The organism is Marinobacter sp. CHS3-4, assembly GCF_030053415.1.
Classification (GTDB): Bacteria; Pseudomonadota; Gammaproteobacteria; order Pseudomonadales; family Oleiphilaceae; genus Marinobacter.
On sequence record NZ_JASGBJ010000001.1, the window covers coordinates 963210 to 979514 of the forward strand.

Annotated in this window: 17 protein-coding genes; 4 read left to right on the top strand and 13 right to left on the bottom strand. The window is 54.8% G+C overall.

What is annotated here, in order from left to right; genetic code table 11:
• Window positions 1-3 precede the first annotated feature (3 nt).
• Complete coding sequence (locus QLQ17_RS04435; RefSeq protein WP_283208328.1) at window positions 4-1944, bottom strand: O-antigen ligase family protein; 1941 nt, start codon at window positions 1942-1944, stop codon at window positions 4-6.
• A gap of 123 nt (window positions 1945-2067) precedes the next feature.
• On the opposite strand from QLQ17_RS04435, the gene QLQ17_RS04440 reads away from it, so the two are divergent.
• Window positions 2068-3498 (top strand): flagella assembly protein FlgT middle domain-containing protein, encoded by a 1431-nt coding sequence (locus tag QLQ17_RS04440; RefSeq protein WP_283208329.1) that lies wholly within the window; start codon window positions 2068-2070, stop codon window positions 3496-3498.
• 29 nt (window positions 3499-3527) lie between these two features.
• Here QLQ17_RS04440 and QLQ17_RS04445 read toward each other — a convergent pair whose 3' ends face one another.
• The 9 genes from QLQ17_RS04445 to fabA all read right to left on the bottom strand — a co-directional run bounded on the left by QLQ17_RS04445 (window position 3528) and on the right by fabA (window position 11751).
• A complete protein-coding gene (locus QLQ17_RS04445; RefSeq protein ID WP_283208330.1) occupies window positions 3528-3983 on the bottom strand; it encodes a SufE family protein in 456 nt (151 codons plus the stop codon).
• Window positions 3983-4525 carry a putative Fe-S cluster assembly protein SufT gene (gene sufT / locus QLQ17_RS04450; protein WP_283208331.1) on the bottom strand — a complete coding sequence of 181 codons (543 nt, stop codon included), beginning with the start codon at window positions 4523-4525 and terminating at the stop codon, window positions 3983-3985. The genes QLQ17_RS04445 and sufT overlap by 1 nt, the downstream gene beginning before the upstream one ends.
• A gap of 30 nt (window positions 4526-4555) precedes the next feature.
• Entirely contained in the window at window positions 4556-4909 is a 354-nt protein-coding gene (locus tag QLQ17_RS04455; protein WP_283208332.1) for a HesB/IscA family protein, read from the bottom strand.
• Between the two features lie 13 nt (window positions 4910-4922).
• A complete protein-coding gene (locus tag QLQ17_RS04460; protein WP_283208333.1) occupies window positions 4923-6176 on the bottom strand; it encodes an aminotransferase class V-fold PLP-dependent enzyme in 1254 nt (417 codons plus the stop codon).
• 6 nt (window positions 6177-6182) lie between these two features.
• Window positions 6183-7469 carry a Fe-S cluster assembly protein SufD gene (gene sufD, locus QLQ17_RS04465; RefSeq protein WP_283208334.1) on the bottom strand — a complete coding sequence of 429 codons (1287 nt, stop codon included), beginning with the start codon at window positions 7467-7469 and terminating at the stop codon, window positions 6183-6185.
• A 12-nt stretch (window positions 7470-7481) separates the two neighbouring features.
• Entirely contained in the window at window positions 7482-8270 is a 789-nt protein-coding gene (gene sufC, locus QLQ17_RS04470) for a Fe-S cluster assembly ATPase SufC (RefSeq protein WP_283208335.1), read from the bottom strand.
• 45 nt (window positions 8271-8315) lie between these two features.
• Entirely contained in the window at window positions 8316-9764 is a 1449-nt protein-coding gene (gene sufB / locus QLQ17_RS04475) for a Fe-S cluster assembly protein SufB (RefSeq protein WP_283208336.1), read from the bottom strand.
• Between the two features lie 254 nt (window positions 9765-10018).
• Complete coding sequence (gene fabB / locus QLQ17_RS04480; RefSeq protein ID WP_283208337.1) at window positions 10019-11230, bottom strand: beta-ketoacyl-ACP synthase I; 1212 nt, start codon at window positions 11228-11230, stop codon at window positions 10019-10021.
• 11 nt (window positions 11231-11241) lie between these two features.
• A complete protein-coding gene (gene fabA, locus QLQ17_RS04485) occupies window positions 11242-11751 on the bottom strand; it encodes a bifunctional 3-hydroxydecanoyl-ACP dehydratase/trans-2-decenoyl-ACP isomerase (protein WP_283208338.1) in 510 nt (169 codons plus the stop codon).
• Between the two features lie 165 nt (window positions 11752-11916).
• Here fabA and QLQ17_RS04490 point away from each other — a divergent pair, with 165 nt between their 5' ends.
• On the top strand, window positions 11917-12288 hold the full coding sequence (locus tag QLQ17_RS04490; RefSeq protein WP_283208339.1) for a SirB2 family protein: 372 nt from the start codon (window positions 11917-11919) through the stop codon (window positions 12286-12288).
• 17 nt (window positions 12289-12305) lie between these two features.
• On the opposite strand, the gene QLQ17_RS04495 is transcribed toward QLQ17_RS04490, so the two are convergent.
• Complete coding sequence (locus QLQ17_RS04495) at window positions 12306-13136, bottom strand: ion transporter (protein ID WP_283208340.1); 831 nt, start codon at window positions 13134-13136, stop codon at window positions 12306-12308.
• A gap of 85 nt (window positions 13137-13221) precedes the next feature.
• Window positions 13222-13911: a PAQR family membrane homeostasis protein TrhA gene (gene trhA / locus QLQ17_RS04500; protein WP_283208341.1), complete on the bottom strand. Its 690-nt coding sequence runs from the start codon at window positions 13909-13911 to the stop codon at window positions 13222-13224.
• Between the two features lie 178 nt (window positions 13912-14089).
• Between trhA and wrbA the strand changes: the two genes are divergently transcribed.
• Window positions 14090-14689 (top strand): NAD(P)H:quinone oxidoreductase, encoded by a 600-nt coding sequence (wrbA, locus tag QLQ17_RS04505; RefSeq protein WP_283208342.1) that lies wholly within the window; start codon window positions 14090-14092, stop codon window positions 14687-14689.
• An 18-nt stretch (window positions 14690-14707) separates the two neighbouring features.
• Window positions 14708-15628, top strand: a complete 921-nt coding sequence (locus QLQ17_RS04510) for an AEC family transporter (RefSeq protein WP_283208343.1) — start codon at window positions 14708-14710, stop codon at window positions 15626-15628.
• Here the strand turns inward: QLQ17_RS04510 and rrtA are convergent.
• A complete protein-coding gene (gene rrtA / locus QLQ17_RS04515) occupies window positions 15594-16211 on the bottom strand; it encodes a rhombosortase (RefSeq protein WP_283208344.1) in 618 nt (205 codons plus the stop codon). The genes QLQ17_RS04510 and rrtA overlap by 35 nt on opposite strands.
• Window positions 16212-16305: the final 94 nt, after the last annotated feature.

A 16305-nucleotide genomic window follows, 5' to 3' on the forward strand; every position in this document is an offset into this window, starting at 1 on the left:
CGTTTATTTCCGTCTTTTTCGGCGAATTTTCTCGACGGCAGTGGTTAATTGCTCCATCAAGCTTTCGTAACCTGCCTGGTCGCCAGAAATGCGTCTGATTTCTGCTGTCAGTCGATAATAGTTTACGGTAAGAGGGCTATAGAGATACGGCTTGCCCATGCCTTTCTCTAATGTTTTTAGCCCTTCCTCGATGCGGTTTTGCTTTAAAAGAAAACGTGCCAGGTAAAACCTCGCGTCGAGATAGAACGGATTTTTTTCCATTGACTTCATATATTCGGATTCGATTAACGCTGCCAAACGATCGTGCTCGCTGCTGCCGGCTTCGAGCTGCGGAAGCTTGAACGTCTCAAGTATCCTTGCACGAAACATGTTCGGATGGGGCCTTAATGGATTCAGGTCTTCGGCTGTCTCAAGCCTTTCAAGCGCCTCTTCCAACTCTGCTGAATTGGGTGGAGCCTCGGACTGTCGGGCTTTGAGAAACCACAGGCCGGCCACCGAATAGTGGTAATAGTCGGCCCCTGGAGAAGCGGAGGACGCTTCGTCCATGCTTTCCATTGCCGCAGTCAGTTGGTCTTCCGCGCGATAAGCTTCGGCCTGTTTTTGATAAAGACCGCTTCGCCCGATGTCGAAGTAAAACAGTGCAGGGCTGCTTGCTAGAACTAGCAAGACAATACGCGTTGGCAGTGAGAGTCGTCTTTGCAATTTGGCATTATTTTGTTGGCCATCCAGTGCCTCTAGCCGATGAATCACCAAACCAAACAATACGCCCATCATCAGAAGCAGGGATGGCAAAAAGAAATTAAAGCTCAAAAGGCTGTGCCCGGCGATAGCGCCCAGGCCCATCAGCGCAGTCAGCAGGTCGGCTCTCTGGATGCGTGAGCCGTCAGTGTGAAATATTTTTTGTGCACTGAATACTGCCAGTAGCGCCAGGCTGGCCAGGAGAATAAAAGGTGCCGGCCAGCCGGCTTCAATGAAGAATTGAAGGTAGTCATTGTGTGCGTAAAAAGCTGCACTTTTATCCTCGTCCAGCCGGTACTTTGAATAATTCAGGAAAAACAGCCCCGGGCCCGTTCCGTGCCAGGGCGTGTCTTTTGCAAGCTCGAGGGATCCCTCCCAGATGACGAACCTTCCACTATCAGACGAGGAAGGCGAAATGAAGACCTCGGATGTCTCTTTAATGGCGGACGGACCAGTGAAGTTTGCCAAGACCAAGGACAGAAATATTGTTGTGGCCAGCGTTGCCAGCCACCTTTTCGACCATTTGTTTATGAAGAGAAAAGCGAATATCGCGGCGAAACCGATGGCAAGGCAAAGAATGACAGCTCTGCTTCCGTTGATTCCTACGCTGAAAACGAATAATCCGGTGAGAGCCAGAAAGATAACTTTATAGGCAGTTCTGGTAGCGGTGATTGACGCGGTTGCCGCGAAAAATGCCATGGGCATTTGCAGAGCAGCAAAATTGTTCTTGTTGGCGAACGTTGCCCTTGGCGTCATGTCGAACACGAAAAACATGATGCAGGCGTAGATAACAAAGGCTGTGATGATCAGAAACAGCGAGAATTTCAGTGCCGTTTCGGTTCTGCTGTCATGCAGCATCAGCATTGTTGCAAACGCGGCGCAGGGCAAAAATGCCACTGACCAGAAGGTCCCCAGGCTGACAAAAGTCGCTGGACTGTAGATCGTTGCGATGCCAATCCATCCCCAAAAAACAAACATCACGATCAGGGGAGTCGTGCTTTTGTGGAAACCCCTCGTTCGTCCTGTAAGTACCGCAATCACAAAGGCACCAGTGAGACTCAGGCCCGCAAGTCCCAGGTATTCCGCATTCACTTTGCCGTAGAAGAGAGCAGATAAAAGGGCTATGGCCATTAGAGCGACGAAACACGCCGAGCTTGGTGTGACCGACACGTTATCGGGTATCAGCGCTCTCATGGATTTGGGCATAGTGGAGATATTCCGCGTGTATTTTAAGTCTGGCATGGAAATTTCATGGATACATGAAATAGACGTTTTTCGCCCACTCGGTTTCGATATCTACCCAACGTGCGCAAACCAAGGTTACTGACAATGAGCCCGAAAGTTAAATACAAGTTGCTTCACATAGTTGTACTCATTGCCTTGTCATTTTTCTCACGCTCCCCTTTAGCGGAGGAATCATTCATTAAAAGGCATACAGAGGGCTTTCTATCTGATCGAAGCCGCGTTGGTGCTGTCGTCGGTGGTATTCTGGCGAGTGCCGCGTATGCCCATCCATTTTCGCCTCTTGCCGGCACGATCGCAGGGTACATTCTTGGCAAAAGTACCGATTTCAGTGACAAATCCGATTCGGCCGCCGATTTCTATGCGCGCAAGAGTTTTGCGCCGGGGGCCGATTCAGAGGAGGGGGCAGATGCTGTGGCATTGAACATGAGCGGGGGTGACAGTGGCCAAACCATCGCTTTCGATGATTCAGCGAGGCCCGGTTCGGGATCGTCACAGTCACTGGAAACAGCGCAAACGGCGGCAAGGGACTCAGTCGCGTACACGCCCAATCTCATCATCAGCAAAGACGTAGGTGGCCGTCAGGCCGAGCTGGATCGCCTGGCAGCAATTATCCGCAAGGAGCGCAGCAGCACACCGTTTGAGGTAAATCAGCAATGTCAGAACCAGCAGGCGTCCAGAATCCGCAAAAAGATCGTGGTCGCAGGCTTTAACCTGCAGCATCCGAATCAGGCGGTGTTTGGCGGGCTTGGAACTGTTAGTCAGGCGGTGAACGACGCCTTGTATCAGAACCTGCTAAACACGGGCGAAGTGTTGCCGTTTGCAGCACCCGGCAGGCAAATGTTTGCCAGTCTGGAGTCGGGAGCAAGCCGCTCAGGCTGGGGCAATCGAGTCGATAAATACTCGGCCGTCAGTCGGCAGATGGGGGCGCAGTTTGTGGTGTCCGGTATCATTCGTAGCGTCGATGTGAACCGGTCAGACTCGTGGGATTCGTCTTACGCATCCTCCATCAAGCGGTCTTTGTTCAGCGCTGATACGGTGCGGCAGTTCGTGGTGGATGTGGTGTTGCACGATGGCTATACCGGCCAGGTGGTTTCCGAGAATCGCTATACCGCTGCGGGCCGCTGGGACGTGCCTCGCACGGGTCAGGTGAGCTTTGGTTCGCCGGGATTTCAGCAGACCGGTTACGGCGAAGCGGTGAATGATGTAATGAATGAGATCAGCCGAGATGTGATGGCCTCTATCGACTGTCAGGCGATGCTGGTGCCGATTCTTGAAGTCAGCGGTAAGGACCTTCTGCTGGATGTCGGCACCCGCTCAGGGTTGCTGCCGGGTGACAAAATGCGGGTCGTTCGTGCGGAATCTTCGCTGCAACGGCCTGATGCGCCGCCCAAGCTCTGGGATACCGGCGTGGATCTGCATATACATCAATTGAGCCTGGATACCAGCCGCGCCTGGATGCCGACAGAAGGTGGGCCAATTAACATTAGGGAAGGGGATTACGCGGTTATCTACTAACGTTAAGGCAGCGGACTGGAAGCAACCGTTCAGGCTGCTTCCGCCGCAATGTCCCGTATTTTTCCGACCATGGCTCGCAGCCCGTTTCCACGGGTCGGTGAGATATGGCGGAAGAGATCCAGCTTTTCGAACAGTTCATCAATGTCCGTGGCCAGCAGGTCGCGTGGTGTCTTGCCGTTCAGTGCTACCAGGATAATGGCTGCAAGTCCGCGAACGATAATCGCGTCTGAATCGATGAGAAGATACAGCTTGCCGGTCGCTTCGTCGTGATGGTGAATCAGCCAGACCTGGCTTTGACAGCCGTGGACGTAGTTCTCTTCCCGGCGTTCGTCGTCCGGAAATTCAGGGAGCTGCTTGCCCAGATCTATAATGAACGCGTAGCGCTCTTCCCAATCGTCGAGAAACTCGAAGCCGTCCAGAACGTCTTCCAGCGTGGTGTCTTTGCCCAGCGGGTTGTTCTCAAAATCCTGTGCAGATGCAGTCATTACAACATTCCCAGTTCAAGCTTGGCTTCGTCGGTGAGCATGTCGTTGCTCCACGGCGGATCAAACGTCAGGTCGACGGTTACCTTGTCTACGTTGGGAACGTGCTCGAGTTTGGTTTTCACATCCTCGGTGATTACCGGGCCCATACCGCAGCCTGCGGCAGTCAGGGTCATTTTGACGTAAACGTGATTGCCATCCTCAGTGCCATTCTGAATGTCGCACTCGTAGATCAGGCCCAGATCCACCACGTTCACCGGAATCTCCGGATCGTAGCAGTTGCGCATGGCCTCCCAGACCTGATTTTCGTTCACCGTGCCGTCTTCGGGGGTTTCGAAGCTGCTCTCCAGCGGCTTTTTACCAAGGGCATCGGCGTGGTGGCCTTCGATCCGGGCGAGGTTGCCGTTCACTGCGACGGTAAAGGTCCCACCGAGCGACTGGGTGATGGTCACGAAGGTATCCGCCGGAATCATGATTTCGGTTCCTGCGGGCACCAGGCGCGCCTCAACTTCCCGTTTTGTCAGAACCACTTCCCGTTCTTGCATGCCTTACTGGGCCTCGTTATCCGTTCTTGATCAGGCGACTGTGAAGCTCTCGCCACAACCGCATTCTGCTGTCGCGTTGGGGTTTCGGAACTGAAACAGCGAGTTAACGCCTTCAGTGACGAAATCGATCTCGATGCCATTCACCAGTGGCAGATGTTCTTCTTTGACGAAAAGGTCCACGCCATCAATGTGGAATACCTTGTCATCAGCAGCCACGTCTTCAACCCACTGGGTTTCATATTTGAAACCGGAGCAGCCACTCTTTTTGATGGCCAGACGAATACCTTTCGCCTCTGGCTTCTTATCCAGTTGTTTGCGCACGTGTTTCACCGCGCTTGGCGTCATGGTGACGGCTACGGTTGGTGTATAGACTTCGGCTGTCATGTTTCCACCTCCATCAGGCAAACAGGCGCTGAACCTTTTGCAGCGCGGTGAAGAGTTGTTCGACCTCTTCGACTGTATTGTAAAACGCAAAGGATGCCCTGGCTGTACCGGGAACCCCGTAAAAATCCATCAGCGGCATGGCGCAGTGGTGGCCAGTACGAATCGCAATGCCCTGTTGGTCCAGCAGCGTGCCAATATCACTGGGGTGCAGACCTTCGATTTTAAAGGACATCACCGGAACTTTCTGCTTCGCAGTGCCAATGATCTCCATGCCAGGCACGGTCTCGACCAGTTCGTTGGCGCGCTCCAGCAAGCGATTTTCAGCCGCTTCCATCGCCGCACGGTCAAAACCGTTCAGATACTCAATGGCGGCACCCAGGCCAACGGCCTCGGCAACGGCCGGTGTGCCAGCCTCGAACTTGTAGGGCAGCACGTTCCATGTGGTGCGCTCAAACGACACCCGTTCAATCATCTCGCCACCGCCCTGATAAGGGGGCATTTCCTCCAGCAACTGTTTTCTACCGTATAGAACGCCAATACCCGTCGGCCCAAACAGCTTGTGGGATGAGAACGCGTAGAAATCACAGCCAAGCGCCTGAACGTCCGGCTGAAAGTGGGGAACCGCCTGGGCGCCATCAATCAGCGTGAACACGCCTCGGGCTTTGACTTGTTCAATTAGGGCAGCGACCGGATTGATGGTGCCCAGCACGTTAGAGACGTGAGTCAGGGCCAGAATTTTGGTTTTGTCGCCAAGAAGACTGTTGAACGAGTCCAGATCCAGTTCGCCTTCAGGCGTGATCTGAACGGGAACAACCTTGGCCCCGGTACGTTCGGCAATCATCTGCCAGGGCACGATGTTAGCGTGATGTTCCATCTGGCTGACCAGTATCTCGTCACCGGGCTTGAGTCTGCCTGCCAACCCGTTTGCAACCAGGTTGATAGCCTCAGTGGTCCCGCGAGTCCAGATGATTTCTTCGGTGCTGCCGGCATTGACGAAGGCGCGCACGGTTTCCCTGGCGCCTTCAAAGGCGCTGGTCGCCCGATCGCCGAGTGTATGGGCGCCCCGATGCACGTTGGAGTGCATCTGACGATAGTAACGATCCATGGCGTCAAGCACGGCAATCGGTTTCTGGGCCGACGCACCGTTGTCCAGATACACCAGAGGCTTGTCATTGATCTGCTGCCCAAGGATGGGGAAATCCCGGCGCGCGGCGGTAACGTCAAAGCCCGCTTTGTGAGTTGGTTTTGCCATGGCGAGATCGTTCATTATCGTTCAGACCTCCTCAAACGTCTGATCAAAGAAGTCATTCAAGCGAAGTTGAGCCGCCTCTCGAACTGCCTCTACCGGAATCTGCTCGACCAGTTCGTTGATGAAGGCCATGGTCAACAGTGTGTTGGCTTCACGACGGCCGATGCCTCGGGAAATCAGATAGAACAGTGAGGTTTTATCCAACTGGCCAATGGTTGCACCGTGGGCACACTGAACATCGTCCGCGTAGATCTCCAGCTCAGGTTTTGTGTCGATTTCAGCACCCGTAGACAACAACAGGTTCTTGTTGTTCATGTTGGCGTTGGACTTCTGGGCATCCTGGTGGATATGGATGCGCCCGTTGAAAATCGCATGGGACTGATCTGCCGCGATGTTGCGGTAGGTTTCCTCGCTGTTGCAGTGGGCGGCTACGTGGTCAATCGACGTATGATTGTCGTAATGCTGCTTGCCCTGGGTAACCACCACACCATTCAGCTTGCACTCGGCTCCCTGGCCTTCCAGCCGGACCTGCAGATCGTGGCGCCGCAGTGGACCTCCGAAGCCAACAGTGTGGCTCTCAAAGCGCGAAGACTCGGCCTGGCGTACACCGGTAGCGCCGATGTGCTGAACATTCTCGCCTTCAAGTGTCAGGCGCACGCTGGTGATCTGTGCACCTTCAGCCAGCGAGAATTCCGCAACCGTGTTGACCATCACCGGCTCGCTGCCGCTGGATATGTACTCTTCCACAAGCGTCATCTGGCTGTGGCGGGCTGCATCCACGTAAATCCGTGGGTAGGCGGAGCCTGATGACGAAGCAGTCACTTCGTGAACGATGAACAGGGGCTGGTCCAGCACAGCTTCTTTATCGAGCTGGATGTACAAACCGTCTTCAAAGCGGGCTGAATTCAGCCGGGCCATCTGTACAGCGTGGCTGTCCAGTGTGTTATCCATCCGTTCAGCCAGACCGCTGGCTTCGCCATCGCTCAGATCTGCGAACCGCTGGATACTCACGCCTTTCAGGTCCGGGTAGTCGCTGGCCTCCGGCACCATAACGCCGTTGCGGAAGACCACCCGATAACCCGGCATGGACAGGCTCGTACCGTCTTTACCGGTCGAGGGCAAAGTCGCTGCCAGCTCATCAGAGAGCTTCAGATGACGGCTGGAGTATTTCCAGTTTTCGGTCTTGCGGGTCGGCAGTGGCATATCCACAAGTGCCGTGCCACGTTGTTTGCGTAATTCAAGCAACGGCGCGGGCAGAAAATCACCGGCGGGCTCGAGGAACGCGCTGGAAAGCGTTGGTGCTGACTTCATTCGCGACCTCCCCTATTGAGTTGAAGAGCTGGCGGCTGAACTGGCACTGGCTTCTTCATCTTTCACGCCAAGCCAGCCGTAGCCGCGCTCTTCCAGTTCATGAGCCAGTTCGCGACCGCCGGACTTGACGATTTTGCCGCCGGCAAGAACGTGAACGTAGTCGGGCACGATGTGGTTCAGCAGGCGCTGGTAGTGAGTCACCATCAGGATCGCACGATCCTTGGCACGCAGAGCGTTTACGCCATCAGATACAACATGTAGAGCGTCAATATCCAGGCCGGAGTCTGTTTCATCCAGAATGGCCAGCTTGGGCTGAAGCAGCAGTGCCTGCAGGATTTCATTGCGCTTCTTCTCACCGCCGGAGAAGCCTTCGTTCACACCACGCTTGAGAAATGCTGGATCCAGGTCGACCTGCTTGGAGACTTCCTTGGCATGCTTCATAAACTCGGCCGCGTTCATTTCAGGCTCACCACGATGGGTGCGCATGGCATTTACCGCGGTCCGCAAGAACTGAAGGTTGCTGACCCCCGGAATCTCTACCGGGTATTGGAAGGCCAGAAAGACGCCTTCGCGGGCGCGCTCTTCGGTTTCCAGGTCGAGCAGGTTTTCACCGTTGAGCGTAATTTCACCTTCGGTCACTTCGAAGGTCTCGCTCCCTGCAAGCACCTGTGAAAGCGTACTCTTGCCAGAGCCATTGGGGCCCATGATTGCATGGACTTCTCCGGCCTTGATCTCCAGGTTGATGCCCTTGAGGATCTCTTCGCCCTCAACGGATGCGTGCAGGTTCTTGATGCTCAGCATGTAATTGCTTCTCTCTCGTCTGAATCTTTTAACTGAATTCTGCGTTTAACCGACCGAGCCTTCCAGACTCACTTCAAGCAGCTTGCCTGCCTCGACAGCGAATTCCATAGGCAGCTCCTTGAACACTTCCTTACAGAAGCCGTTTACGATCATCGACACTGCCTGCTCCGGGTCGATACCACGCTGACGGCAAAGGAACATCTGCTCGTCGCTGACCTTGGAGGTGGTGGCTTCGTGCTCGACGATGGCCGATTTGTTCTTGCTTTCGATGTAAGGGAACGTATGCGCCGCGCTGCGATCACCGATCAGCAGTGAGTCGCATTGGGTAAAGTTGCGAGCACCTTCCGCGCCGGGACCGAACTTCACCAGTCCTCGATAGGCGTTGGAGCTCTTGCCGGCGGAAATGCCCTTGGAAATGATGGTGCTGGACGTGTTTTTGCCCAGATGAATCATTTTCGTGCCTGTGTCGGCCTGCTGATAATTGTTGGTGAGCGCTACTGAGTAAAACTCGCCAACGCTGTTGTCACCACGCAGCACACAGCTCGGGTACTTCCAGGTAACCGCTGAACCGGTTTCCACCTGAGTCCAGGAAATCTTGGAGTTTTTGCCGATCGCCGCTCCGCGTTTGGTCACGAAGTTAAAGATGCCGCCTTTGCCGTTCTCGTCGCCTGGGTACCAGTTTTGCACGGTAGAGTATTTGATCTGCGCATCGTCCAGCGCCACCAACTCCACCACGGCGGCGTGAAGCTGGTTCTCGTCCCGCATTGGGGCAGTACAGCCTTCCAGGTAGCTCACATAGCTGCTGTCTTCGGCAATGATCAGCGTGCGCTCAAACTGGCCGGTGTTGGCCGCATTGATGCGGAAATAGGTCGACAGCTCCATCGGGCAGCGAACGCCCTTGGGGATGTACACAAACGTGCCATCGGAAAACACGGCTGAATTCAGGCCAGCAAAGAAGTTGTCCCCCGCAGGAACCACAGAGCCCAGATACTTTTTGACCAGTTCCGGATAGTCCTGAATCGCTTCGGAGATCGAGCAGAAGATCACGCCCGCTTTTGCCAGAGGTTCCTTGAAAGTGGTAGCCACAGACACCGAATCAAATACCGCGTCAACGGCGACGCCAGCGAGCTTCTCGCGTTCATGAAGCGGAATACCGAGCTTTTCATAGGTCCGGAGAAGCTCTGGATCCACTTCGTCGAGGCTTTGAGGCATATCCTCTTTGCGCTTGGGCGCAGAGTAGTAGGAGATCTCGTTGTAATTGATCTTGGGATAGCCAACATGAGCCCAGTCTGGCTCTTCCATTTGCAGCCAGCGACGGTAGGCGTTCAAACGCCACTCCAGCATCCACTCCGGCTCTTTCTTGATAGCTGAAAGGCGGGTGATAACGTCTTCGTTCAGTCCGGGTTCAAACGTATCGGCTTCGATTTCTGTGACGAAACCGTGTTCGTATTCCCGTTTGATCAGCTCGTTCACCTCTTTGTCGGTGGTCGCCATGATCGTCGCTCCGTATTCTCTCATCGTGGGCTTATCGCCCTTGGTATTTCCGTAGCCGCCCGGAAGATACGTCCGGCAATCGGTATTTGGATGACGGATTTAGTCAGCGTTCCATACTTCGGTACGCTTATTCCGCTTCTTTTGGTGGGAGATTATACAATAACTGAGTAAATTAGTCAGGTATTAAATCTTTCTGGAACACAGTATATCGTATCGGCGGCTGGCTGGCAGCCGCCGAGCGGTACAGTGGGAGGTCAGGTCTTGCGGAAAATCAGGGTTCCGTTGGTACCGCCAAACCCGAAGCTGTTGCTCATCACCAGCGGCAGGTTCACGTTGTCCTGGCGTTCACGAACGATCGGATAGCCCTCGGCACCTTCATCCAGGTTCTGAATGTTGGCCGACGGCGCAATAAAGTTCTCCCGCTGCATGATGATGCTGTAGATCGCCTCATGAACACCGGCCGCACCAAGAGCGTGACCGCACAGGGGTTTCGAAGAACTCAGCGGTGGAATCTTGTCGCCAAAGGTCTGTTTCAGCGCTTTGAGCTCCGTGACGTCGCCCGCAGGCGTGCTGGTTCCGTGCGTATTGATGTAGCTGATGTCTTCGTCCAGGCCCTTCATGGCCTGCTGCATGCAGCGCACAGCGCCTTCACCGCTTGGCGCTACCATGTCGGCGCCATCAGAGGTTGCGCCAAAGCCGACCAGCTCCGCAAGGATCTCAGCGCCACGGGCTTCCGCGTGCTCCAGAGCTTCCAGAACAACAATGCCGCCACCGCCTGAAATAACGAAACCGTCGCGGTCAGCGTCGTAGGTGCGCGACGCCAGCTCCGGCGTGTCGTTATATTTGGTGGACAGCGCGCCCATGCCGTCAAACATCAGGCTCAGAGTCCAGTGAATGTCCTCGCCGCCGCCAGCAAACATCACATCCTGACGGCCTAATGCGATCAGATCCGCCGCATGGCCGATGGAGTGGGCACTGGTGGCGCAGGCAGAGGTAATGCCGTAGTTCACGCCGGTGATGCCAAAGGCTGTGGACAGAGATGCGTTGATAGAACTGCCCATGGTTCTCGGCACACGGTACGGCCCGACACGGCGAATGCCACGCTCGCGGTGAGTGTCAATGGCATCCATCAGTTCAACCGTGGAGGCCCCGCCTGCGCCGGTAATAACGCCGGTGGAGTTCGCCTTGATGTGCTGGTCGGTCAGGCCGGACTGCTCAATGGCCTCCTGCATTGCCAGATAGCAGTAGGCAGAAGCCGGGCACATGAAGCGCATCAGTTTGCGATCAATCAGGCTTGGCAAGTCCAGGTTAATCTGGCCGCAGATGTGGCTGCGCAGGCCATTGTCACGGGCTTCCTCGCTCAGACCTATACCGGATTTCGATTCTTTCAGTGACTGAGTCACATCTTTCTGGTTAGTTCCCAGGCTGGACACAATGCCCATGCCAGTGACGACAACACGACGCATTTTCATCGCTCCTAAAAATCATCAGTCGAAGTAAACATGCCCACTTTCAAGTCCGACGCTTTGTAGATCTCCCGACCGTCCACTTCCATGCGGGCATCGGCAATGGCCATGGTCAGCTTGCGGCGAATCACCCGCTTGATATCCAGGTGATACCTTACCAGTTTATTGGTTGGTAGCACTTGTCCGGAAAACTTTACCTCGCCACAACCAAGGGCCCGGCCCTTGCCCTCGCCGCCGGTAGCGGCCAGGAAAAAGCCCACCAGCTGCCACATGGCGTCTAGACCCAGACAGCCAGGCATCACCGGGTCGTCCTTGAAGTGGACTTTGAAAAACCACAGATCCGGGTTGATATCCAGTTCTGCCACTATGCTGCCCTTGCCGTAGGCGCCGTCGTCCACTGAAAAGTGAGTGACCCGGTCCATCATCAGCATTTCATCGATTGGCAGGCGCATTTTGCCGGGGAACAGTGTGCCCTGGCCGCAGGCCTGCAGGTCGGCCTTGGTAAAGTGATCGGGAGTCATAATGCTTTGTTCCCTGTTACGAGGTTATTGAACTACTGTAGCGGTTATTGGTGATAAGGCTATTGACCATTGGTTGCAGTCTTGCGACGTATCCGGCTTTTCTGGTCGCGAAGCCACCAATTTTGCGTACAATGCCGTCTGTATTCCAAATCGGCAGGTAGAACGATGAGTAGTTATCTGATTTTAAAAAGTATTCACATGGCAACCGCGTACCTGACGGTAGCCCTTTTCGCATTGTGTCTGGTGCTGGACATGGCGGGCAAGCCAAACTGGCGAACCACGCCGCTGCGCTGGATTCCCCACGCCAACAATACCATTCTTCTGGTCGCGGCGATCGGTTTGCTGTTTGTCACCAACTGGATGCCCTTTGTCCATGGCTGGTTAACGGCCAAGGTATTTCTGTTGGTGGGCTACATCGTCGCCGGCGCCATCGCCCTTAAAGACACCCGAAGCAAGCAGGTACGCGTTATTGCTGCGATTCTTGCGTTGGTTCAGGTGTTGGCGATTCTGCATCTGGCGGTAGCCAAACCGTTTTAATCGGCATTACCTTGCACTCAGCGCCGACTGGACTGCTCCGAGATCTGCTTTGTCAGGTCCCGTAGCTGCTCTTGAACGGCTGCCAGTTGGCGCGTGATTTCATCCCTCTCGTCATGGGCCTGCTTGGCCTGGGCAGCATTCTGCTCCTCACTCATTACTTCCAGAATGGCGCCAATCATCATGTTCAGAAATACGAAGGCCGTCAGGAAGATGAATGTCAGGAAGTAGATCCAGCTCAGCGGGAACGGTTCCATGGTGGCGTACATGACGTCGGTCCAGTCTTCAAAGGTGGCCACTCGAAATAGCGTCAGCATGGCAATTGCTACATCGCCCCACAGTTCTTCATCCACGCTGGCAAAGAAAAGCGCTCCCATCGCGGCATAGATGTAGAAGATGATGAACATCAGCAACGCGATGTAGCCCATGCGCGGTATGGCTTTGAGCAGGGAGTTGATCAAAAAGCGCAACTCCGGTACTACCGACACCAGCCGCAAAACCCGAAAAACCCTCAAGAGACGTCCCAATAAGACAGCATCCGAGTTGTCCAGCGGGATCAGGCTGCCGATGACCACCAGGGTGTCAAACACGTTCCAGCCGTCCATGAAAAATCGCTTTTTGGTGGGGCAGGCGGCAAAGCGAAACAGTATTTCAATCAGAAAAAAAACGGTGATGCCCCAATCCATAAGGCTCAGGGCTTGCTCGGCAAGCGGTGGCAATTCGTAGGTCTTTGCGCCGATAGTCAGCGCCGACAGGATAATGATGCTGATCACCACACCCTGGAAAAGGCGGCTGGACTCAATTCTGCGGAGCTTGTCGAGGCTGGAGTTGTCCTTTATGGCAGGTGACATGGTGACTGAGCGCCCTTGATCGCTTGAAAGCCCCGAATTCTATAGAGGCCAGAGGCGCTTGGGTAGGCCAATGAAAACCGCCGGTTCAGGCAACGTATGGCAGCACGCCATAATAGATAGCGCTGAAATGAAGGGCGCTGCCGCCAATCACGAACAGATGCCAGATAGCGTGCATGTAAGGGATGCGATCTGCCAGATAGAAGGCCACACCGGCTGTGTAGACGACCCCGCCTGCAATGGTGAGATAGAGCGCCTGCTCACTGAGATTGGCCACCAGGTCCGATGACGCGAACGTGATTAACCAGCCCATGGCAACATAAATGCCCACGCGGGCCAGTTTGAAGCGGTTTTTGAAGATTACTTTTAGAACCACCCCGGTGATGGCCAGGGACCAGATGATAGCCAACAATGTCCAGCCGGTGCTTCCTCGCATATTCACGAGAAGGAACGGGGTGTAGGTACCGGCAATAAGTAGAAAAATGGCGCAGTGGTCCAGTGTCTTGAATGCCGTTTTCAACTTCGGGTGTCTGGCGCCGTGGTAGAGCGCGGAGGCCATGTAGAGCAGAATCAGCGACCCGCCGAATATACTGAAACTGACAATCTTCCACACATCCCCAAGTTGGTCTGCCGCCAGGACCAGCGCAATTGTTCCTATGACGCTCAGCAGAGCGCCAATGCCGTGGGTAGCACTGTTAAGCCATTCCTCAATGCGATGGTGTATCGACGGGGCGGTGTCCGCAGAATTTGACGAGGGAAAGCGATCTGTATTTGTCATGGCGTCACCATACTTCAGCGTACACGTGTACGCAATAAGCAAAACATGACGGTTTTGTGAGCATCGTGAGCAGGTGTTCAGAAAATTTGAACATGCTGGCGGAAATCTTCCGGTTTTCCCATTTATGGAAAGAACCTAGGCTCTGATCATCTTCGAAAAGATAAGGAGGACACGAAGCATGGCAAAGGTACTGGTTCTTTACTATTCAATGTATGGTCACATGGAAACGATGGCAGAAACCGTGGCTGAGGGAGCCAAGCAAGTTGAGGGTGCCGATGTGACCGTCAAGCGGGTTCCGGAAACCATGGCGGACCAGGCTTTTCTTAACGCCGGCGGCAAGGCCGATCAAAAGGCACCGTTGGCCGAGCCAAAAGAGCTTGCCGAGTATGACGCGGTTATTTTTGGCACACCGACGCGCTTTGGTAACATGGCCGGCCAGATGCGAACCTTTTTGGATCAGACCGGTGGTCTGTGGGCGGAAGGCAAACTCCATGGCAAAGTAGCCAGTGTGTTTACCTCAACTGGCACCGGTGGCGGTCAGGAACACACCATTAGCTCGTTCTGGACAACCCTGGCACATCACGGCATGGTCATCGTGCCGCTGGGTTATGGCATTCCTGATTTCTTTGACATCTCGGAGGTCAGTGGCGGCACACCCTACGGCGCATCCACCATTGCTGGTGGTGATGGGTCTCGCCAGCCGAACGAAAAGGAACTGAACATTGCCCGCTATCAGGGCAAACATGTGGCCGAGCTGGCGGTAAAACTGCACGGCTAAGCCCGAACCGGAGCATGAATGGCTGCAGCCCTGGCACTGTTTTACAAGCTTATCCCTCTTTATGTAACGGTGCTGCTGGGCTGGATTGCGGGGCGCTACCTGCAGGCGAGCGGTCGGCACATCGCCGGCATCATGCTCTATATCATCACGCCCTCGGTGATTTTCTCAGGCGTGATGGCAGCCCCGCTTTCTCCGGCAGTGATTCTGCTGCCGGTCCTTACTTTCACACTCTGTAGTCTACTAGGGCTTGCCCATCTGGCTCTGGCGAAACGGACGGTAAAAGACGACAGTGCCAACCTGATGCCATTGGCCGTCGGTACGGGAAATACCGGCTATTTTGGAATTCCGGTGGCTCTCCTGCTCTTCGGTCAGGAAGGGCTGGCGTTGTACATTGTGTGCATGTTGGGAACCACACTGTTTGAAAATTCGGTGGGTTTCTACCTTGCAGCGCGCGGGCGCTACAGTATTGCGGATGCGCTCGCGCGGGTTGCCCGCTTGCCGTCGGTTTACGCGTTCTTGCTGGGTGTGGTGCTCAACCTCGGCGGCGCTACTATTCCCGATGTGTTTGTGCCGCTTTTCGACAATTTGCGGGGTGCGTACAGCATCCTGGGCATGATGATTATTGGCATGGGTATCATGAGCGTGCGGGGGCTGGCCGGGAATCTCCGATTCACGAGCCTGGCGTTTTTCGGAAAGTTCGTTTCCTGGCCTGTCGTGGCGATGCTTCTCTGGTGGTTGGACGCCCATGTATTCGGCATCTACGACACCGCCGTTCATCAGGCCATCTTCCTTATCTCGATTACACCCATCGCCGCGAACACCGTGGTGATTGCCACACTGCTGGATACAGCGCCAAAACAGGCCGCAGGCACAGCGCTTTTGAGCACGCTGTTCGCGCTAGGGTTTATCCCGGTGATGGTGGCCCTGGCGTTTCCCTGATGCCTGATTTGCGACTGATCAGAAACACACAACCGGCCATCACGCCAGTTAATGCGCCCAGCCAATGAGCTTGATAGATGACCGCCGCGCCGATGAGGTCCGCGGTGCCTGTCGGATAAAAAGCTTCTGCCACCAGCTTGATGCCCAGGCCAACCAGTAAAAGCGTATTCCATCGAGGAGACTGGGACAGGTTGGCCATAGCCAGCAGTACAAACAAACCATGCAGACAGCCAGAGAATCCCCGGTACCAGTCCAATGCCGGAATGGCCCATTCCAGAGCGAAAGAGATCGCCACCGGTGCCGTTAACAGGTAGCCAGCCCACCAGGCAGTCGTGGCCGGGCGATCAAAAAGAACAGACAAAAGAAAAAGGCCTGCGAGGTTGAGTAACAGATGGGTCGGGCCGAGATGAACCCAGTGGCCGGTCAGTAGCCGCCACCACTGCCCCTGAGCTATCTCGACTCGAGACCATTCGAGCAACTGGCCCATCGGTGGATACATCAGCACAATCATCTGCAAGGCAACCAGAATGACCGCAGTTGCCAGCAATGGAGACCATGTCTTGATAAGGGTTGGCAAACTCACATTATCTCTCATAAATACAAGTCGTTACTGAATAGTAACAGCGGCTGAGTGGACGATTCGGTAGCGTTACCGTATCTACTTCGCAATATGGATG